The 19,399-nt window shown below is 59.6% G+C and carries 17 protein-coding genes; 10 read left to right on the top strand and 7 right to left on the bottom strand.

Annotated elements, in window-relative coordinates:
• Positions 1-8 precede the first annotated feature (8 nt).
• From argB to AB1805_06865, 7 genes are all read right to left on the bottom strand, one after another.
• Positions 9-887: an acetylglutamate kinase gene (gene argB, locus AB1805_06895; protein MEW5745145.1), complete on the bottom strand. Its 879-nt coding sequence runs from the start codon at positions 885-887 to the stop codon at positions 9-11.
• Positions 888-918: 31 nt separating this feature from the next.
• On the bottom strand, positions 919-1,746 hold the full coding sequence (locus tag AB1805_06890; protein ID MEW5745144.1) for a septal ring lytic transglycosylase RlpA family protein: 828 nt from the start codon (positions 1,744-1,746) through the stop codon (positions 919-921).
• Positions 1,718-3,058, bottom strand: coding sequence for an ATP-dependent protease ATPase subunit HslU (gene hslU, locus AB1805_06885; protein ID MEW5745143.1), 1,341 nt, complete (start codon positions 3,056-3,058; stop codon positions 1,718-1,720). Before hslU ends, AB1805_06890 begins: the two co-directional genes overlap by 29 nt.
• Positions 3,051-3,584: an ATP-dependent protease subunit HslV gene (gene hslV, locus AB1805_06880; GenBank protein MEW5745142.1), complete on the bottom strand. Its 534-nt coding sequence runs from the start codon at positions 3,582-3,584 to the stop codon at positions 3,051-3,053. Before hslV ends, hslU begins: the two co-directional genes overlap by 8 nt.
• Before the next feature lie 72 nt (positions 3,585-3,656).
• Positions 3,657-4,652, bottom strand: a complete 996-nt coding sequence (gene xerA, locus AB1805_06875) for a site-specific tyrosine recombinase/integron integrase (protein MEW5745141.1) — start codon at positions 4,650-4,652, stop codon at positions 3,657-3,659.
• Positions 4,653-4,700: 48 nt separating this feature from the next.
• Positions 4,701-6,044: a methylenetetrahydrofolate--tRNA-(uracil(54)-C(5))-methyltransferase (FADH(2)-oxidizing) TrmFO gene (trmFO, locus tag AB1805_06870; GenBank protein ID MEW5745140.1), complete on the bottom strand. Its 1,344-nt coding sequence runs from the start codon at positions 6,042-6,044 to the stop codon at positions 4,701-4,703.
• 126 nt (positions 6,045-6,170) lie between these two features.
• Positions 6,171-6,305 (bottom strand): hypothetical protein, encoded by a 135-nt coding sequence (locus AB1805_06865; protein MEW5745139.1) that lies wholly within the window; start codon positions 6,303-6,305, stop codon positions 6,171-6,173.
• 120 nt (positions 6,306-6,425) lie between these two features.
• Between AB1805_06865 and AB1805_06860 the strand changes: the two genes are divergently transcribed.
• The 10 genes from AB1805_06860 (at position 6,426) to AB1805_06815 (ending at position 19,364) form a co-directional block, all read left to right on the top strand.
• Complete coding sequence (locus tag AB1805_06860; protein ID MEW5745138.1) at positions 6,426-7,073, top strand: HAD-IA family hydrolase; 648 nt, start codon at positions 6,426-6,428, stop codon at positions 7,071-7,073.
• Between the two features lie 159 nt (positions 7,074-7,232).
• Complete coding sequence (locus tag AB1805_06855; protein MEW5745137.1) at positions 7,233-8,000, top strand: carbon monoxide dehydrogenase; 768 nt, start codon at positions 7,233-7,235, stop codon at positions 7,998-8,000.
• A 184-nt stretch (positions 8,001-8,184) separates the two neighbouring features.
• Positions 8,185-8,967, top strand: coding sequence for a dihydropteroate synthase (locus AB1805_06850; GenBank protein MEW5745136.1), 783 nt, complete (start codon positions 8,185-8,187; stop codon positions 8,965-8,967).
• A gap of 9 nt (positions 8,968-8,976) precedes the next feature.
• Complete coding sequence (locus AB1805_06845) at positions 8,977-9,915, top strand: acetyl-CoA decarbonylase/synthase complex subunit delta (protein MEW5745135.1); 939 nt, start codon at positions 8,977-8,979, stop codon at positions 9,913-9,915.
• 15 nt (positions 9,916-9,930) lie between these two features.
• Positions 9,931-11,268, top strand: a complete 1,338-nt coding sequence (acsC, locus tag AB1805_06840; protein ID MEW5745134.1) for an acetyl-CoA decarbonylase/synthase complex subunit gamma — start codon at positions 9,931-9,933, stop codon at positions 11,266-11,268.
• A 70-nt stretch (positions 11,269-11,338) separates the two neighbouring features.
• Positions 11,339-13,543, top strand: coding sequence for an acetyl-CoA decarbonylase/synthase complex subunit alpha/beta (gene acsB, locus AB1805_06835; GenBank protein ID MEW5745133.1), 2,205 nt, complete (start codon positions 11,339-11,341; stop codon positions 13,541-13,543).
• Between the two features lie 53 nt (positions 13,544-13,596).
• Positions 13,597-15,594: an anaerobic carbon-monoxide dehydrogenase catalytic subunit gene (gene cooS, locus AB1805_06830; protein ID MEW5745132.1), complete on the top strand. Its 1,998-nt coding sequence runs from the start codon at positions 13,597-13,599 to the stop codon at positions 15,592-15,594.
• A 336-nt stretch (positions 15,595-15,930) separates the two neighbouring features.
• Positions 15,931-16,413, top strand: coding sequence for an NAD(P)H-dependent oxidoreductase subunit E (locus AB1805_06825; protein ID MEW5745131.1), 483 nt, complete (start codon positions 15,931-15,933; stop codon positions 16,411-16,413).
• 11 nt (positions 16,414-16,424) lie between these two features.
• Positions 16,425-18,764 carry an NADH-ubiquinone oxidoreductase-F iron-sulfur binding region domain-containing protein gene (locus AB1805_06820; GenBank protein ID MEW5745130.1) on the top strand — a complete coding sequence of 780 codons (2,340 nt, stop codon included), beginning with the start codon at positions 16,425-16,427 and terminating at the stop codon, positions 18,762-18,764.
• A gap of 12 nt (positions 18,765-18,776) precedes the next feature.
• Positions 18,777-19,364 (top strand): NADH-ubiquinone oxidoreductase-F iron-sulfur binding region domain-containing protein, encoded by a 588-nt coding sequence (locus tag AB1805_06815; protein MEW5745129.1) that lies wholly within the window; start codon positions 18,777-18,779, stop codon positions 19,362-19,364.
• Positions 19,365-19,399: the final 35 nt, after the last annotated feature.

Below are 19,399 nucleotides of genomic sequence, written 5' to 3'. Positions count from 1 at the left end.
CCGTGCGCCTACCCTACGATCTCGGTTCCTATCCCCTCTTTCGTGAATATCTCGAGGAGAAGGCAGTGGGGGACCCGCCCGTCGACGATGTGGGTCTTCCGCACCCCGGCATCGATAGCGCGCGTGCAGGCCTGCACTTTCGGGAGCATTCCTCCGGTAATCGTGCCGTTGTCGATGAGCTTCTTCACCTCTTTTTTGTGGACCGTCGAGATGATGTCGCCCTTCTTGTCGTTGATGCCGGGAACATCGGTGAGGAGAATGAACTTCTCCGCCTTCAGCGCTGCGGCGATAGCGGAGGCGACGTAATCCGCATTGATGTTATAGGCCTCCCCCTTGCTGCCGACGCCTATCGGCGAAATGACGGGGATGAATCCCCCCTGCTCGACGGCGTCGATGATATCGGGAGCAACGGCTTCTACTTCGCCGACCAGCCCTATATCGATCACCTCTTCCCCGCCGGTCCCGGCCGTCTTCCTGAGCAGCTTTTTCCTCGCCCTGATGAGGCCCCCGTCCTTGCCGCTGAGACCCACCGCCTTGCCGCCGTGGTTATTGATGAGGGCGACGATCTCCTTGTTGATGAGGCCGCCCAGGACCATCTCGACGATGTCCATGGTCTCCTTGTCCGTTACCCGCTGCCCCTGGACAAAGGCCGGCTCCTTGCCCATCTTCTTCATGGTCTGGCTGATCCGCGGTCCGCCGCCGTGGATGATGATCGGCTTGATGCCGATGAAGTTCAGGAGGACCACATCCTGGGCAAAGGAATCCTTGAGCGCCTCTTCGACCTGCGCCGCGCCCCCGTATTTTATGACAAAGGTCTTTCCGTAGAAGTTCCGTATATACGGCAGCGATTCGATCAGTATCTGCGCCTTTTCGACCAGTTTCTCCATTTCCGCTCCCTTGCTCAGCAATGATCTCTTATTACAGCTGCTGCTCGAACTTCGTCACCAGGATAGTATACCCCTCGTCGGCAAGAGCCTTGCCGAGAGCGACGGCGTCATCCCTGCTGGTGAACTTGCCGATCCTTACCCTGAAGTATTTTGTGCCGCCGATGTCGGCCTCCATGATATAGACGCTTTTATGCTTCATATCCAGGGCCATCTTCAGGCGTTTTGCATTCACCGCCTCCTTGAAGGAGCCGACCTGGAGGGTAAGCGTCGTATCCATTACGCCGTAGCGGATATATTTCGCATAGCGCAGGTCTCTTCCGAGGGGCTCGATAATAACGGTCTGGATTCCCGCTCCGATCAGGTCTATCTTTTTGGCTGCGGCATAGGAGAGGTCCAGCTCCCGTCCGGCGATGAAGGGGCCCCGGTCATTGACGACGCACTCCACCTCTTTTTTATTTTTCGTGTTGATGACTTTCAGTTTTGTCCCGAAGGGGAATTCCTTATGAGCGCAGGTCAGCGCATGCATGTTGAAGCGCTCCCCCGACGAGGTGGGCCTGCCGTGGAACTCGGGGCCGTACCACGAGGCGACACACTCCCGCCGCGTCCCTTTGAGCTCCTGAAAGCCCGAAGGGCGTTCCTGGCTCTCGGCCTGCTCAACAGGGGTGAACGTAGCACTTTCCGGCGGAGCGACATGGCGGACGGAAGAGCACGAGGCGAGGGTCAGGGCAAGAAGTAGGGAGGATACGGAGAGACGGAGAGACGGGGATGAGAAGAGGCAGAAAGCAGTACACTCCCCGCGTCCCCGCGTCCCCGTGTCCCGGTCTTCCGGTTTATAAGATATACCTGCTGAGATCCTCATTCTTGACGACATCCGACAGCCGCTGTCTCACGTATGGCCGGTCTATGGCCAGCGTCTGCCTGCCCATATCGGGCGCATTGAACGAAATCTCCTCGAGGAGCCGCTCGAGCACGGTGTGGAGCCTCCGTGCCCCGATATTTTCCGTCTTCTCGTTGACCGTTACCGCGATCGTCGCGATCTCGTCGATCGCATCCTCGCTGAAGGCGAGGGTGAGGCCTTCGGTCTCGAGCAGGGCAACGTACTGCTTGATGAGCGCGTTGTAGGGCTCGGTGAGGATCCTTACGAAATCATCCTTGCCGAGCGATTCGAGCTCGACCCGTATGGGGAACCTTCCCTGGAGCTCCGGTATGAGATCGGAGGGCTTGGCGATATGGAACGCGCCGGCAGCAATGAAGAGGACATGGTCCGTCCGGACCGGGCCGTGCTTGGTATTGACGGTCGAGCCCTCGACAACAGGCAGCAGGTCCCGCTGCACTCCCTCGCGGGAGACGTCGGGACCGTGGGCGCTCCCCTTGCTCGCGATCTTGTCGATCTCGTCGATGAAGACGATCCCCGCCTGCTCGACCCGCTCGCGCGCCTCCCTGGTCACCCTCTCCATGTCGATGAGCTTGCCCGCCTCTTCCTGGGTGAGCATGGCCAGCGCTTCGGAGACCTTGACCTTTTTTCTTTTCGCCTTCTCGGGCAGGAAATTGCCGAGCATCTCCTTGAGATTGATCTCGAGCTCTTCCATGCCGACGTTCGAGACGACGCCGAAGGGCATCATCTTTTCTTTCACTTCGACCTCGACATGCCGGGAGTCGAGCTTTCCTTCCCGCAGCTGTGCGCGCAGCCGCTCGCGCGTATCGCTGTAGGCCTCGCGCTCCTGGTCGTCGGGGGTCGTGACCCGGGCGAATTTCGGCGCAGGGAGCAGGAGGTCGAGCACCCGGTCTTCGGCAAGCACTTTCGCCCTCTCCTGTACTTTCTCCATATGCTCCGTCTTCACCATGTTCAGGCTGATCTCCATGAGGTCCCTGATCATGGACTCTACATCGCGGCCCACATAGCCGACTTCGGTGAACTTCGATGCCTCGATCTTGAGGAAGGGGGCGTTCGCGAGCCGGGCGAGCCTGCGGGCGATCTCGGTCTTGCCGACGCCCGTCGGTCCGATCATGATGATATTCTTCGGCAGGACTTCGTCCCTCAGGTCTTCGGGCAGCTGCTGCCGCCGCCACCGGTTTCTCAGGGCAACGGCGACGGCCCGCTTGGCCCTGTCCTGCCCGATAATGAACCGGTCGAGCTCGGCGACGATCTTTTTCGGGGTGAACTTATCCATGTAACTCCTCTATCGTTACGGTCTTGTTCGTGTAAATGCAGATATCGGAAGCTATCTCCATAGCCTTCTTGACGATCTCTACGGCGGGAAGGCCGGTGTTCTCGTAGAGCGCCCGGGCCGATGCCTGCGCATAGGGCCCGCCGGAGCCTATGGCGGCGACCCCGCCTTCGGGCTCGATGACATCGCCCGTTCCCGAGAGGATGAACGTGTGCTCCGCATCGGCGACGAGCAGCAGCGCCTCGAGTCTCCGCAATATGCGGTCGGTACGCCACTCCTTGGCGAGCTCGACCGCCGCGCGGGTGAGGTTCCCGCGGTACGCCTCGAGTTTCGACTCGAACTTCTCGAAGAGCGTAAAGGCGTCCGCCGTCGCCCCGGCAAAGCCTGCAAGGACTTTGTCATTATACATCGTCCTGATCTTCTTGGCATTGTGCTTCACTACCGTGCTCCCCATCGTGACCTGCCCATCGCTCGCAATCGCAACGCTGCCGTTGCGCCTGACGCAGAGAATGGTCGTGCCGTGAAACATATCGTTAATTCCTCCAGTGCGAAACGCTGCTCTCTCAATTCTAAACCAACAGCAGACCCAAAATCCAAGTCCCTACGGATTTTTTGTCTTCGGCGGCGGAGCCTTAGGCCCCTCTCTGTCGGCGAGGGGGTGCGCCTTGTCGTAGACATCGATCAGGTGCCCGATATCGAGATGCGTATATTTTTGCGTGGTCGAGAGCGACGAGTGGCCGAGGAGCTCCTGGATGGACCTCAGGTCAGCGCCGCCCACCAGCAGATGGGTCGCAAAGGTGTGGCGAAGGGTATGCGGGCCGATCTGGCCGTTGATGCCGATGAGCCGGGCATACTTGACGACGATGCGCCGCATCTGGCGGTCGGTCAGCCGCTCGCCGTTCCGGTTCAGGAAGAAGGCGTTGTCGTCGGCGGGAAGTGCCCTCTTCTTTCTGAAGAGCATACGCTCGATCAGGTACGACTTCAAGGCATCGCGCGCTTTTTCGCCGATCGGCACGATCCGCTCTTTTTTACCCTTTCCCCGGGCTTTTACGAGACCCTCCCGTAAATTCACATCGTCGATGGCGAGACCCGCTGCTTCGCTTATCCGGAGACCGCTCGAATAGAGCAGCTCGAGAATCGCCCGGTCCCTGACCGGGATGAGCCCCATTCCCTCGGGCGTCTGGACGAGCTCGAAGGCGTCGTCAACGGAGAGGAAGTTGGGGAGGCGCTTCGGCGCTCTGGGCGTCGGCACCAGCCTGGCATGATTGACCGCGACATAGCCTTCCTGATAGAGATAGGTGAAGAACGACCGCAGCGTCGCCAGCTTGCGCGCCACCGTCGATTTTCCCTTGCCCCTCATGATCTGTTCCGCAACAAAACCCCGGATATCGATCATATCGATGCGCTCGGGGTCTGCCGGGCAGTACGCGGCAAAGTCGCGCAGATCCCGCTTATACGCCCGGAGCGTATGCGGCGACACGCCCCGTTCGACATCGAGATGGGTAAGGAACTTTTTAACGTATTGCTCCATCACCCTCTCGGAAACCCCGCCCCGGGTCCGGGCGGGCATCCTGTCTTTTCGTCTCTTCTTTTCCATTACGCGGTCTCGTCTCCTGCTGCCGCCGTGCCGGCCGGCTGCAGTCTATTACTTATCGGGAGCCCGGGGCTCTCCATTGAGTCCCATGGTATAACTATACGCGGACCACTCCCGTAATGCAACGTCGGCCATCGCGGCGCGCCGCATTTTTTTATCGCGTATTCCGAGGATCGTCCCGTCGCCGGCAGGGAGGAGCCCGAAATTGATATTGCTCGGCTGGAAGAGACGGGGATCGGACCCGGTGAGGTGGGCAACGAGACTCCCGTGTGCCGAGGCCCGCGGCGGCAGCAGCGCCGGCTTGCCCCGGAGCCTCCGCGCCGCATGCACGCCTGCAAGAAGGCCCATGGCGGTCGATTCGATATAGCCTTCTACCCCGGTGATCTGTCCTGCCCCGTAGAGCGTGTCTCTGCCTTTGAAGGTAAGGTCGTTGTCGAGATGCAGGGGAGCGTTGATGAACGTGTTGCGGTGCATGCTCCCGAACCTCAGGAATTCCGCCTGCTCCATGCCCGGGATCAGCCTGAAGACCTTCTTCTGCTCGGGCCACTTCAACCGTGTCTGGAACCCCACCATGTTGTACGCCGTCTTCTCTCTATTCTCGGGCCTCAGCTGCACCACGGCATAGGGGATCTTCCCGGTCTGCGGGTCGGGAAGCCCTACCGGCTTGAGCGGACCGAACCTGAGGGTGTCCCTTCCCCGTTCGGCCATCACCTCGACCGGCATGCAGCCCTCGAAGACCTTGATGTCCTCGAAGGCGCGGCAGTGTACGGTGTCGGCTTCACGCAGGGCATCGTAGAAGCGCTCGTACTCCTCCCTGGTCATCGGGCAATTGACGTAATCATCGCCCCCCTTGCCGTAGCGCGAGGCCCGGTAGGCCTTTCCGTAATCGATGCTCCCGGCGTCGATGATGGGGGCCACGGCGTCGTAGAAGTAGAGATACTCTCCGCCCACGAGCGACCGCAACGCCTCGGCCATCGCTCCCGAGGTGAGCGGCCCGGTGGCGAGGACCGCGAGGGAGCCGGGTATCTCCTTCACTTCCTCTCTGACGACGGTGATGCGCGGATGCCGCTCCAGGGACTTCGTAATGAATTCGGCGAAGAGCGTCCTGTCGACGGCGAGCGCCGAGCCGGCGGAGACCGCAGCCGCCCGTGCAGCGTTCATGACCAGGGAGCCGGCGATTTCGAGCTCTTTTTTCAGCAGCCCGGGACCGGTGGCGAGCTCCTGCGAGCGGAGCGAATTCGAGCAGACCAATTCGCCGAGGAGCGGTGTCCGGTGCGCCTCGGTCATGTGAAGGGGGCGCATCTCGAAGAGCACGACCTCCGCACCCTGTCTTGCGGCCTGCCACGCTGCTTCACTTCCGGCGAGTCCGCCGCCTATGATGATGAGTTCCGCCATGACGGTTGTCGAACGGTATGCCCTCGCTCCGCCGTGGCGGCAGCGCGCGGGCTCTCGCCGGAGGGCGCTCCGGGAGCGTGCGGATCGGGGAGAAGGCGATATCGCGAGCGAGCGTGCGCGCCTGCGTTACTGTGCATAGAGGAAGAGAAGAAACGCTGCGGCAACAGAGACGAGCGCTGCGATGACGATCCTGGCGATCTTCTGGGCTTTCTTCCGTGAGACCGAGACGAGCCCGAAGGTTCCATAGTCCTTGTGGAGCATAGTTCCCCTATATTACATTTCCAGAGTCATTTACTCAAGCCCCTTGCGCCTTTATCGGGAGAGCGCGGCGGGAGACCGTGGCGATTGAGCTTTGCCGCTCCTTTTTATTACAGTATAAGGATGCCGATTGAGCTCATCATCTTCGATCTCGACGGAACTCTTGTTGACTCGAGCCGCGATATCGCCAATGCCGTCAATCATGCCATAGCGCCGTACGGTGTTCAACCGCTCACGGTCAAGGAGACCATCGGCCTCATCGGGGAAGGGGTTACCCGGTTGATGGAGAAGGTCATCGCTAAAGAACACCTTAACGCCGGTCGTGATGCGCTTGTTGACCGTTTTCTGGCGTACTATGCGGAGCATCTCGTGGACGAGACGACGGTCTATCCCGGCGTACGGGAGACCCTGGAACAGTTGACGGGCTGCCGGAAAGCGGTGATTTCGAACAAGCGGGAGGCGCTCTCCGTCAAGATTCTTGAAAAGTTGGCACTTGCTAAGTACCTTGATATAATTGTTGGTAGCGACACGACGGAGGAGCGGAAGCCCTCGCCGCTGCCTATTCTCTATGTCCTTGATAGATTTGGTATTAATGCTCGTGATGCGGTCATGGTCGGCGATAGTAATTACGACATCGAGGCGGGGAAAGCGGCAGGGATCAGGACCGTGAGTGTTACCTACGGTTACAAAACATTGGACTTTTTACGTGGTTCTGATTTTATAATAGAAAGTATGTTCGAATTGCCCGGAATCCTGGAGCGTATGGAGTAGGGCAGCCCTTCCGGCTTGATCGTGCTGCATTGAAAGTCAAAGGCTGAACATAGTAATGAAGGCAGAGACAGATAGCTGTCGCTGTAGTTGCGTCGCACGCATAACTGTATCCTGCCGGTAAAAACCGTAGAGAGCGCATTTTCCAGGAGGAGCTCAGAGGTGGCCTTCACAATAGCCTTTGCAGGCAAGGGAGGAACAGGAAAGACGAGCCTCGCCGGGCTCGTGGTCAAATATCTGGTGAGCAGGAGGAGAGGTCCTGTCCTCGCCGTGGACGCAGACAGCAACGCCTGCCTGAATGAGGCCCTCGGACTCGACGTGCATGCGACCATCGGGAGCCTGAGAGAAGAGTCCCTGCAGGCGGTCAGGGGCGGCGGCGACAGGCCGGGCGGCATGTCGATGGAGCAGCTCTTCGACTACCAGGTGCAGCAATCCATCATCGAGGCGAAGGGTTTTGATCTCATGGTGATGGGGAGGCCGGAAGGTCCCGGCTGTTACTGCGCCGCCAATAACATCATCCGGAAATACACCGATCTGCTCTCCGAGAAATATCCCTATGTGGTCATCGACAACGAAGCGGGCATGGAGCATCTGAGCCGGAGGACGACGCACAGGGTCGATCTGCTGATCATCGTCAGCGACCCGACGGTAAAGGGCGTCATGACCGCGGAGCGGATCAACAGGCTCGTCGATGAGCTGCAGCTCGAGGTAGAAAGAAGAGTGCTGATCATAAACCGGGTGATAGGATACGAAGGCGAAGAGCTGAGGAAAATGGCCGAGAAGGCCGGTGTCGTGGTGGCGGGGCTGGTCCCCCAGGATGAAATGATCTTCAAGTACGACCTGGAGGGAAAGCCGGTCTTCGAGCTCCCCGAGGATGCCAGGGCGGTACAAGCGCTCTATTCTATTCTCCAGTCGTTGCAGATACCGTAGGCAGCGTAAGGGCGCCCTTATACGGCGAAGGCCCCCGAGCATGCCGGATGTCGTTTATAGATGCATAAAATAAACTCATGACAATACGGTTTCGTTTTGTGATACATTAATCGTTTATATTTTCGTTAATATTCAACGATTTTGTTTGAACAAACTATATTCTGCAACGGAAAGGAGAAGAGAGATGCTGGTAATCGGGGAGAAGTTGAGCATTATAGCCAAGCGGGTCCGGGAGGCTATGATGAAGAAGGACAAAGGGCCTATTCAAGAGATAGCCACGAACCAGTGGAAGCAGGGAGCGGGCATGATCGATGCGAATATCGGCCCTGCGGAAGACGGGGGAGAAGATTTGATGCAGTGGATGGTGACCACCATCCAGGAGGTGGTGCCGCTGCCCATCTGCCTCGATACGACGAACTTCAAGGCGATCGAGGCGGGTCTCAAGGTCCATAATAATGAATGGGGACGGGCGCTCATCAACTCCACCTCCAACGACCCCGAGCGGTTTCCCATCCTCGAGCTCGGCGCGAAGTACAGCTGCCAGGTCATCGGCCTCACCGTAGGAAAAGGCGGCCTTCCCGCCGATGCCGAAGAGCGCGCCGCCATCGCTTCGGAGATCATGGCGCGCGCCATGGAGTACGGCCTTCCTCTCGAGGACCTCTACCTCGATCCCCTCGTGCTCCAGATCGCCACGACGCAGGACCAGGCCATCAAGGTCGTTCAGGCGATCAAGATGTTCCAGGAGCTCAATGACCCTCCGATGAAGACCGTCGTCGGCCTCAGCAATATATCGAACGGCTGTCCCAAGCCGCTCAGACCCATTCTGAATAAATACTATCTCGCGCTGCTCATGTACGAGGGATTGACGGCGGCGATCGCCGACCCGCATGAGGTGGTCGAGACCGTAAAAACCATCGATGTGATAACGGGCAACACCCTTTACGCACATTCCTATCTCGAAATGTAGGAGGTTACCATGGCTTTTGCTGCACCGAAAGAGACGTACTCAGGAAAAGTGTATGAGGTTACCATCGGCACCGAGGGCGCTGCCAGGATCGGCGGAGAGAATGTGCTCCCCTTCCATGCCTTCGAAGGGAATGTGCCCAACAGGCCGCTCGTTGCGTATGAAGTCCAGGATGTAGCTCCCGAAGACTGGCCCGACATGGTGAAGAAGCCGTACGCCGCCGTATCGGCTGACCCGGTGAAGTGGGCCCAGTACTGCCAGAACGAGCTGAAAGCGAAGGCGATCACCCTCAGGCTCGTCGGCACCCATCCCGACCGCGACAACCGGTCGCCGGAAGACGCTGCAAAGACCGTCAAGGATGTCCTCGCCGCGATCAAGGTTCCCCTGATCATCCTCGGCAGCAACCACGTCGAAAAGGATTCGGCGGTGCTCGTCGCCGTCGCCGAGGCAGCGAAGGGAAAGAACTGCGTCATCGGCAAGGCCCAGGAGGCCAACTACAAGACGATCGCTGCCGCGGCGATGGCGAACGACCACAAACTGATCGCCATGTCCGAGCTCGATATCAACCTTTCCAAGCAGCTCAACATCCTCATCACCCAGATGGGGTTCGATAAAGAGAAGATACTCACCGACCCGATGTCGTCGGCGCTGGGCTACGGCCTCGAATACACCTACTCGGTCATGGAGCGCATCAGGCTCGCGGCGCTCACCCAGAACGATGTGACCATGCAGCAGCCGATGCTCGCCGACGTAGGGTTTTATGCGTGGAAGGTGAAAGAGGCCCAGGCCTCCGAGGCCGACCTCCCGATAGGCGGCTCGCTCGAGGAGCGGAGCATCGCCTGGGAAGTCACCACCGCCGGCGCGCTGATGATGGCCGGCGCCGAGCTGCTCATCATGCGGCATCCCGAGGCGGTCAAGGCCGTCGAAAAATTCATCGACGAATTAATGTAAGGGAGGTAAGACTATATGGCTCTGTCAGGCGTTGAAATATTCAAGCTGCTTCCGAAAACCAACTGCAAGAAGTGCGGGCACCCGACCTGTCTCGCCTTTGCCATGAAGCTCGCCCAGCGGCAGGCGACGCTGGATTCGTGCCCCGACGTCTCCGAAGAGGCGAAGAGGATTCTCGGCGAGGCGTCCGCTCCTCCCGTGCGGCCGATTACGCTCGGCGCGGGCGACAAGGCGATGAAGATGGGCGAGGAGACGGTCCTCTTCAGGCACGAAAAGAAGTTCGTGAACCCCTGCGCCTTTGCCGTCGAGGTGAAGGACACGATGTCCGAGGCTGAGATCGGCACGATCGTCGACGGGGTGCTCAACTCGGAGATCGAGCGCGTCGGCCAGAGGCTGAGAGTCGATGCGATCTTCGTGAACAACGCCTCCAGCGACGCCGGCACGTTCGAGGGCGCGGTGAAGGCGATCGCCGCCAAGGCCCCGGGAGTCTCCCTGATCCTCGGGACGGGCAATGCGGCGGCTGCGGAAGCGGCGCTCAAGATCGTCGGCGACAAAAAGCCTATCCTCTACGGCGCTAATGCTTCCAATGCAGAGGCGCTGGCAGGACTGGCGAAGAATTACAAGGTCACCCTCGGCGTCGCCGCAAAGGGGCTCGGTGAGCTCACGGACCTTACCGAGAAGATCAAGGGCCTCGGCGTGGAGGACATGGTGATCGACGGCGGCGCGCGGACCGCTAAGGAGATCCTCGAGCAGAATACGTTCATCAGGAGAGCGGCGGTGAAGAAGAACGTGAAGTCCGTCGGCTACCCGGTGATCACCTTCGCCCAGCGGGACGACCGCATGCTCGAGCTGCTCCTCGGCATGCTCGGCGTGGCGAAGTACGCTTCCATCGTCGTCATGAACAGCATCGAGCGGTGGAAGAACCTCGCCCTCTTCACCCTGCGGCAGAACATCTACACCGACCCGCAGGTGCCGATGCAGGTGGAGCAGAAGATCTACAAGATCGGCGAGCCCTCCCCCGAGTCGCCGCTGCTCATCACGACGAACTTCTCCCTCACCTACTTCATCGTCTCGGGCGAGATCGAGAACAGCAAGGTGCCCTGCAGGCTCGCGGTCCTCGACAGCGAGGGGCTCTCGGTGCTCACCGGCTGGGCTGCGGGCAAGTTCACCGCATCGAAGATCGCCGCCTTTCTCCAGGAGAGCGGCATCGAGAACGAGATCAAGAACAAGGAGCTGATCATCCCCGGGTATGTGGCGATCCTGAGCGGCGCGATAGAGGAGAAGCTCCCGGGCTGGAAGGTGACGGTGGGGCCGAGAGAGGCGAACGGGCTGCCTGCTTTCTTGAAAGCACGGTAGCGGGTAATTTATACTAAAATGTTAGTAACACTCAATAAACCTAAGAAAGGTTAGACTCCAGGAGGTCAGGATGTCAAAGCTCATTGCCACAGCAGCCATCAGAGGCGCGAACACCCTTGTTGCGCAGGCTGAGGAGATGCTCGAGAAGGCGATCGCGGAGAAGGGAAACGATTTTGCGTTCGAGTTCCCCGACACCGCGTTCCACCTTCCCATGATTTACGCAATGACCGGATTCGCGGTCAAGACCCTGGGCGATATGAAGACCGCCCTCGGTTTTGCTAAGGAACTGCAGCACCCGGAGCCGGAAGAGAAGATGTGGACCCCTTATCTCGGCGAGGCCCTCGATTCCGGCATGGCTACGCTGTTCGCCGAGGAGATCATTCTCGCCCTGCGGTATATCAACGGGCTCGAGCCCTGCAAGGACCCTGAAACAGGGTATGTGTATAACGGTTTCATTTCCGATACCATCCAGAGGAACCTCGGTATCCAGCTCGTCGACGGCTCGATGCCGGGATTCGCCGCCATCCTCGGGGCGGCTCCCACCGACGATATCGCGGTAACCATAGTAAGGGAGCTCCAGGAAAAGAACATCCTGACCTTCCTTTCCGGAGAATCCAACGGCGACAGCGTTACGAAACAGCTCCTGAGAAAGGGCGTCGAGCTCGGATGGGACGCGCGTATCGTTCCGCTGGGGCCCGACACGATTCATACCCTGTATGCCCTCGACTGGGCGATCAGGGCCTCCCTCATCTTCGGCGGCAAGAAGCCCGGTGACTATAAAGAGCACCTGAAGTACCAGAAGGACAGGGTCTTCGCGTTCGCGATCGCCCTCGGTCCGTTGGACGACATCAAGTGGACCACCGGCGCCGGCGCCATCAATATGGGATTCCCTGCGATCGCCGACACCGATGTCCCCGTTATCCATCCCACGGGCGTCTGTACTTATGAGGAAGTCGACAAAGAGCTCGACCATTCGAAGATCGTCCAGAGGGGCATCGAGCTGCGGGGCCTCAAGATCATCGTCGAGAAGCCGCCGATCCCGGTCTCCTACGGCCCGGCCTTCGAGGGTGAGAGGATCAGGAAAGAGGACACCTTCATCGAGTTCGGCGGCCAGCGGACGCCCGCCTTCGAGTGGGTCAAGATGGTCGAGCTCGAGGATATCCCCGAGGATAACAAGGTTATCGTCATCGGCGACAGCTGGCAGGAGCTCTACGAGAAAGGCGGCAAGCTGCCCCTCGGCATGGTCATCGAGGTCGCGGGCCGCAAGATGCAGAAGGACTTCGAATCCGTTATCGAGAGAAAAGTACACTCCAATATCAACGAGGCCCAGGGCGTGTGGCATATGGGTCAGCGCGACATCAACTGGGTACGAATCAGCACCAATGCCAAGAAAGAAGGCTTCACCCTCGAGCACCTCGGCCTCATTCAGGCGACTATGACCCACAATCGCTTCAGATCCATTGTCGACAAGGTGCAGGTCAAGCTGTATATCAACGAGGCCGATGTCAACAAGCAGCTCGAAGAGGCGCGGGCCGCCTACAAGGAGCGTGACCAGAGACTCGGAAGCCTTACGGACGAGGCGGTGGACACCTACTACTCCTGCCTGCTCTGCCAGTCCTTTGCCCCGAGCCACGCCTGCGTCATCACTCCCGAGCGGCTCGGGCTCTGCGGCGCCTACAACTGGCTTGACGGCAAGGCCGCATTCGAAATCGATCCTACCGGCGGCAACCAGCCTATTCAGAAAGGTGACGTGATCGATGCCAAGCTCGGACGCTTCACCGGCGTTGACGAGTACCTGAAGAAGGCGACCGGCGGCGCTGTAGAAACCCTCAACCTCTATACGATCATGGAAAACCCCATGACCTCCTGCGGGTGCTTCGAGTGCATCGTCGCGATCATCCCCGAGGCGAACGGCGTCATGATCGTCAACAGAGGATTTACCGGGATGACCCCTATCGGCATGAAGTTCTCGACTCTCGCCGGCACTGTCGGCGGCGGCGCCCAGACCCCCGGCTTCATGGGTATCGGCGTGAACTTCATCCCGAGCAGGAAATTCCTCTACGGCGACGGCGGCATCAAGAGAATCGTCTGGATGCCCAAGTCGCTCAAGGAGAGGATCAAGGACGATTTCCAGAAGCAGTGCGATGAGATCGGTATCCCCACCTTCCTCGATATGATCGCCGACGAGACGATCTGCGAGGATTCGGAGAAGCTTCTGGAGCATCTCTCCGCTGCGGGACATCCGGCATTGTCGATGGATCCCATCATCGCATAGCGTGTGCGGTACTAACAGAAAGCTGCTAAGCCAGATTCAAGGAGGAATTGACAATGGAGAAGAAAGGTGAAAAAACCTCAAGCACTGCCAACCCCCAGTCCGCTGCTATCCTGAAGTGGGCCAAGGAGCAGAATATAGAGACCTGTTTCGACAGGGCCGATAAAATGAAACCCTGCCCCATCGGCAACAGCGGCGCCTGCTGCAAGCTCTGCAGCATGGGGCCCTGCAGGCTCGTGGGCAAGAACGCCGAAGAAGAGGTCTGCGGCGTCTGCGGCGCAACGGTCGCGACCGTCGTCGCACGGAACGTCGCCCGTATGATCGCTGCGGGTTCCGCGGCGCACACCGACCACGGCCTCGATATGGCGATGACCCTCCTGGCTGTTGCCGAAGGCCATACGAAGGATTACCAGATCAAGGACGTACGGAAGCTCTATAGAGTAGCCGGCTATCTCGACATCGAGTTCGAGGGCAGGCCGGTGAGCGATGTCGCCAAGGACGTGGCGAAGCGGTTCGTCGAGGACTTCACCCGCCAGAGCGGCGAGGCGAGCTACGTCAGCAGGGCGCCGAAGAAGACCCAGGAGCGCTGGAGAAAGTGGGGCATCGTCCCCCGCGGCGCCCAGAGGGAGATTGTCGAGATGATGCACCGCACCCATACCGGCGTCGATATCGATGCGGATCACATCCTGCTGCACGGCCTCAGGACGGCCCTTGCCGACGGCTGGATCGGCTCGATGATCGCTACCGATATCACCGATATCCTTTTCGGCACTCCCCAGCCCCTCAGGGGAGAGGCGGGCTTCGGCGTCTTCGAGGAGGACAAGGTCAATGTCGTGGTCCACGGCCATGAGCCGACCCTCGCCGAGAAGATGGCCGAGGCGGTGAACGAGCCCGACATGATCGCGTATGCGAAATCGAAGGGCGCGAAGGGAATCAATCTCGCCGGCATGTGCTGTACCGCCAACGAGATCCTGGTCAGGCACGGCGTCCCGACCATGGGCGGCTTCACGAACCAGGAGCTGGCGATCTTCACTGGCCTGGTGGATGCCATGACCGTCGATGTCCAGTGCATCATGCCGTCGGTCGTCAAGGCGGCAGAGAAGTTCCACACCAAGATCATTACCACATCGCCGAAGGCGCACATAAAGGGCGCTGTCGCCATGCCCTATGTCGATGAGTCGAGGGCAATGGAGCATGCCCGGAACGTGATCAGGGCGGCGATCGATAACTTCCCGAACAGGACGACCTACGGCAAGCGCGACCAGAAGGACAAGTACACGATGGTGACCGGGTTCTCCCACGAGTATATCGAGTACATGCTCGGCGGAAAGTGGAGGGCGTCCTTCCGGCCCCTGAACGACGCGATCATGGCGGGCAGGATCAGGGGTATCGCCGGCGTCGTCGGGTGCGACAACACCAGGTTCCCGGCAACGGCTGTCCACAACTACCTGATCAAGGAGCTCATCAGGCAGGATGTCCTGGTCGTCACTACCGGCTGCGGCTCTCATGCCTGCGGCATGGCGGGCCTGGTGACGCCCGAGCAGGCGTATGAGCTCGCCGGCCCCGGCCTGAGGGAGGTCTGCGAAGCGACTGGAATGCCCCCGATACTGAATCTCGGCGCCTGCGTCGATAACTCGAGAATCCTGACCATCGCGAGCGCCATGGCTGCCGAGGGCGGTCTCTCGGACGAGATAGGCGGCATGCCTGCAGTGGGCATCGCCCCCGAGTGGATGTCCGAGAAGGCTGTTGCGATAGGCTGCTACGCTGTTGCTTCGGGCATACCCGTCATATTCGGCGGTGAAAACATAGCGTCGGCGAGCAAGGAGGTCACCAGGATCATGACCGAGGTCTGGATGGAGCGGTTCAGAGGCGCATTCCACTTCGAGCCCGATCCGGAGAAGATCCTTGCCCTGACCCTCAAGTACATCGATTCGGCGAGGGAGGGCCTCAAGCTGAAGAAGTACGAGCCGGGCAAGTTCGGCACCGAGAAGGTGCTCCTCGACATGGCGGCGCGCCGCGAGATGGAGAGGCCGAGAGGCCATCAGGGCCTTTAGCACCGGGTTTTAGCCCTTGCTTTATTGAGCCGCTGCGGCGGGAGACTGCCGCAGCGGCCTTTTTTCTGATTTTGGCGTATTCTTTTTTCCGCTAACTGCTGCCGTTACTGCTTGTGCCTGCCGTTTGCCGGCGAGAGGCCGGCCCCTCTCTATGTTACCTGCGTGGGTAACTAGGCGTTACTAAACGTAACGATCTGATTAAAAAACTTAATATGACTATTGTTTTGTTGATTCTTTTGCGCCGGTATGGTAAATTCTATCCTAAACCCCTTTAACAGCGGAGCCGTGGCATTAGGAGCGAAAGGGGCAGCATAGACGAGAAGTCGGGAGGAACGAATGAAGGCACAGGAGCTCAACATAGATGCACACTACGGGGGCATAGGCGACGTCCTCACCGCGGGCCAGAAGAAGAAGGGCTTGCTTATCCATGCCTTTCAGCAGATACAGAAAGAGCACAACTACCTCCCTGAAGAGAAGCTGAAGGAGCTTTCGAAGAACCTGGACATCCCTCTGGCCGAGGTGTACAGCGCGGCATCGTTCTATAAACATTTCTATTTCAAGCCGAGGGGAAAGAATATCGTCTGTGTCTGCGTGGGCACGGCCTGCCATGTGCGAGGCGCCTCCAAGGTCCTCAAGGCGCTCGAGGAAGAGTTCGGGGTAAAAGAGGGAGAAACGACAGCCGATCGCTCGATGACCCTGGAGACGGTCGGATGCGTGGGATGCTGCGGGCTGGCCCCGGTGGTTACCGTGAACGAAGAGGTGCTCGGCGAGGTAGGCTCCCAGAAAGTGGATGAGATCATCAACAGGGTGAAGCAGTAAGCGGGGTCGGGATGGAACGGTTGACGAGTATCGGTGATTTGAAAAAGCTTAGGGAGAGGCTTGCTTCTGAACTGTTCTTACCGGATCGGGCGCGGGCGCGGGTATGCTGTGGGACTGCCTGCACCGCCTCCGGCTCGCACAAAGTGATCAGCGCCCTCGAAAACGAGGCAAAGGCGCGGGGCGCTGCTATCGAGATCGTCAAGACCGGCTGCCAGGGCATGTGCCAGAAGGGCCCGGTGATGAAGGCGGAGCCGCAGGACATCTTCTACCAGCGGGTGAAGCCCGAGCATGCTTCGGGTCTCCTGAGCCATACCTTCCTCCACGGGATACCCTTCCGGCAGGCGCTCTACCGGGAGGACATTCAATCCGACCCCACCCTGGAGATGATGGACCTTCCGTTCTACAAGAAACAGGTCCGCATCGCCCTCAGGAACAACGACAAGATCGACCCGACGAACATCTATCACTATATCGCGGTCGGCGGCTACAAGGGCCTCGAAAAGGCGCTTTCCGGGATGAGCCCCGATGAGGTGCTGGAAGAGGTCGATAGGGCGAACCTCAGGGGAAGAGGCGGTGCAGGCTTCCCGGCCGGTAAGAAATGGAAACACTCGAAGGGCGCGCCGGGCAGCGTGAAGTTCGTCATCGCCAACGGCGACGAGGGGGACCCGGGAGCGTTCATGGACCGCTCGATCATGGAAGGCGATCCCCACAGCCTCTTCGAGGGCATGCTCCTCTGCGCCTATGCCATGGGTGCGCAGTACGGCTTCGTCTATGTGCGGCACGAGTATCCCCTTGCAGTCAAGAACCTCAAGCACGCAATTCGTCAAGCCGGGGAGCTGGGGCTCCTCGGGCAGAATATTCTCGGCACGGGCTTCAGCTTCCACCTCGATGTGCGCGAGGGCGCAGGGGCCTTTGTCTGTGGCGAGTCCACGGCGCTCGTCGCCTCGATCGAGGGCGAGCGGGGGTTCCCGAGGCCGCGTCCGCCGCGCCTCTCCGAGCCCGGAGGCGGTGTATGGGGCTACCCGAGCAACCTGAACAATATAGAGACCTATGCCTGCGTTCCCCCTATCATCGAAAAGGGCGCGGACTGGTTCCGGAGCATCGGCACGGCAACCTCGCCGGGCACGAAGGTCTTCGCACTTACGGGCAAGGTCAGGAACACCGGTCTCGTGGAGGTCCCCATGGGCATGACCCTGCGGGAGATCATCTTCGATATCGGCGGCGGGATTCTCGAGGGCAGGGCGTTCAAGGCGGTCCAGACCGGCGGCCCCTCCGGCGGCTGCATCCCGGCGAGTCATCTCGATCTGCCGGTCGATTTCGACTCGCTCTCCAAAGTGGGCTCGATGATGGGCTCGGGCGGCATGGTGGTCATGGACGAGGACACCTGCATGGTCGATGTAGCGAAATACTTCCTCTCCTTCACCTACTCGGAATCGTGCGGCAAGTGCCCGCCCTGCAGGATCGGCACCTACCAGATGCTCCAGATCATGGAACGGCTTACCAGGGGAGAGGGCCGGCACGGCGATATCGAGCGGTTGATTCATCTCGGCAAGCACATACAGGAAGGTTCGCTCTGCGGCCTCGGCCAGAGCGCTCCCAACCCAGTGTTGAGCACCATCAAGTATTTTCGCGAGGAGTACGAAGAGCACCTCTATGACAATTACTGCAGGGCGAATGTCTGCAGCGGCATGGGGGTCTTCGTCATTAATCTCGCCGAGTGCTTCAGATGCGGGCTCTGCAAAGAGGCTTGCGCCTTCGATGCGGTCAAGGAGACGCGGGATAAGTACTTCATCGATCACGCGTACTGCACGAAGTGCAAGGCCTGCTACAACGCGTGCCCGATCGGCGCGGTGAAGATCCGGAAGGAGCGCCACCTGAAGCTCGAGGAGGAGTTCAAGATACCTCCCGAGAGCATAGACATCATAGAGAGGAGAGCAAAGATGACCCTGGGAGATATTTTAGCATCCAAGCCCTATGAGATATTCGCCATTACGCAGGATCATAAGGTTGCCGACGCGATCAGGATCATGCAGGACAGGAACGTGAGCGCCGTAATGGTGGTCGATAAATCCAACCGGCTCGTCGGCATGTTCACCGAGAGAGACGTGGTGCGCCACTTCAGCAAGGATATGTCCTTCGCCAACCGGCCCATCGAGGAGGTCATGAGCCGCGATCTCATCACCTTCGACGCCTCGACAGAGATCAGCGCCGCCATATCGGTCATCGCGAACAAGAAGAGACGGCACCTGCCGGTGGTCGACGGCGACCGGATACTCGGCATGATCACCTACCGGGACCTGGTCTCCTACGTGCTCCCCGAGATTGTCTACATGGCAGAAGACATGTACTAGAAGGACGGTATTATGACTGAAGAGAAAGAGCTGAAGGTAGAGGATATAAAAAACGCGGCCGAAGCGAGGAGTTGCGCCGTGCAGAAGGCGCTCGCCTACATCACCGGCTTTCTCGCCGGGCCGATGTGCGGCAGGTGCTTTCCCTGCGCGTTCGGAAGCTACGAGGCGAGAATCCGGCTGCAGCAGATCGCCGAGGGCCGGGGCTCCGAGGAAGACCTCGCCGCGCTCAAGCGGATCGCCGCCGACATGGCCGAGGCGTCCATGTGCAAGAAGGGCAAGGATACGGCCAAGTTCATCCTCGAGTGGATGGAGAAAGGCGCCTTTGCGGAGCATGGTGCGGGGCGGTGCAGCGCCGGAGAATGCTCGGTCCTCGTAGAGTACCGCGTGGCCCCGGACGACTGCATCATGTGCAATGCCTGCAAAGAGGTCTGTAAATACAGCGCTATCGTCGGAGAGAAGAGGAAGCCCTATTTCAACAATTATCCGGCCTACGAGATACGGCAGAAGCGGTGCACCCGCTGCGGCGAATGCATTACGGTATGCCCGACAGGAGCGATCGTCAAGGGCACCGTGGGTGCGGGCGAGCCGGCAGCAGTATAAGGCGCTGCGTTAGCGAGCATATTTAAGGAGGAGAG

This window comes from Nitrospirota bacterium (assembly GCA_040752355.1).
Classification (GTDB): Bacteria; Nitrospirota; Thermodesulfovibrionia; order Thermodesulfovibrionales; family Dissulfurispiraceae; genus JBFMCP01.
This window is presented reverse-complemented; position numbering and strand designations above follow the sequence as displayed.

What these genes read in the sequence shown, in the direction of transcription:
- AB1805_06845 (MEW5745135.1), top strand. Translation starts at nt 8,977, where the DNA reads ATGGCTTTTGCTGCACCGAAAGAGACGTACTCAGGAAAAGTGTATGAG.
- AB1805_06890 (MEW5745144.1), bottom strand. Translation starts at nt 1,746, where the DNA reads ATGAGGATCTCAGCAGGTATATCTTATAAACCGGAAGACCGGGACACG.
- AB1805_06825 (MEW5745131.1), top strand. Translation starts at nt 15,931, where the DNA reads ATGAAGGCACAGGAGCTCAACATAGATGCACACTACGGGGGCATAGGC.
- AB1805_06850 (MEW5745136.1), top strand. Translation starts at nt 8,185, where the DNA reads ATGCTGGTAATCGGGGAGAAGTTGAGCATTATAGCCAAGCGGGTCCGG.
- xerA (MEW5745141.1), bottom strand. Translation starts at nt 4,652, where the DNA reads ATGGAAAAGAAGAGACGAAAAGACAGGATGCCCGCCCGGACCCGGGGC.
- hslV (MEW5745142.1), bottom strand. Translation starts at nt 3,584, where the DNA reads ATGTTTCACGGCACGACCATTCTCTGCGTCAGGCGCAACGGCAGCGTT.
- acsC (MEW5745134.1), top strand. Translation starts at nt 9,931, where the DNA reads ATGGCTCTGTCAGGCGTTGAAATATTCAAGCTGCTTCCGAAAACCAAC.
- hslU (MEW5745143.1), bottom strand. Translation starts at nt 3,058, where the DNA reads ATGGATAAGTTCACCCCGAAAAAGATCGTCGCCGAGCTCGACCGGTTC.
- AB1805_06820 (MEW5745130.1), top strand. Translation starts at nt 16,425, where the DNA reads ATGGAACGGTTGACGAGTATCGGTGATTTGAAAAAGCTTAGGGAGAGG.
- AB1805_06815 (MEW5745129.1), top strand. Translation starts at nt 18,777, where the DNA reads ATGACTGAAGAGAAAGAGCTGAAGGTAGAGGATATAAAAAACGCGGCC.
- acsB (MEW5745133.1), top strand. Translation starts at nt 11,339, where the DNA reads ATGTCAAAGCTCATTGCCACAGCAGCCATCAGAGGCGCGAACACCCTT.
- trmFO (MEW5745140.1), bottom strand. Translation starts at nt 6,044, where the DNA reads ATGGCGGAACTCATCATCATAGGCGGCGGACTCGCCGGAAGTGAAGCA.
- AB1805_06865 (MEW5745139.1), bottom strand. Translation starts at nt 6,305, where the DNA reads ATGCTCCACAAGGACTATGGAACCTTCGGGCTCGTCTCGGTCTCACGG.
- cooS (MEW5745132.1), top strand. Translation starts at nt 13,597, where the DNA reads ATGGAGAAGAAAGGTGAAAAAACCTCAAGCACTGCCAACCCCCAGTCC.
- AB1805_06860 (MEW5745138.1), top strand. Translation starts at nt 6,426, where the DNA reads ATGCCGATTGAGCTCATCATCTTCGATCTCGACGGAACTCTTGTTGAC.
- argB (MEW5745145.1), bottom strand. Translation starts at nt 887, where the DNA reads ATGGAGAAACTGGTCGAAAAGGCGCAGATACTGATCGAATCGCTGCCG.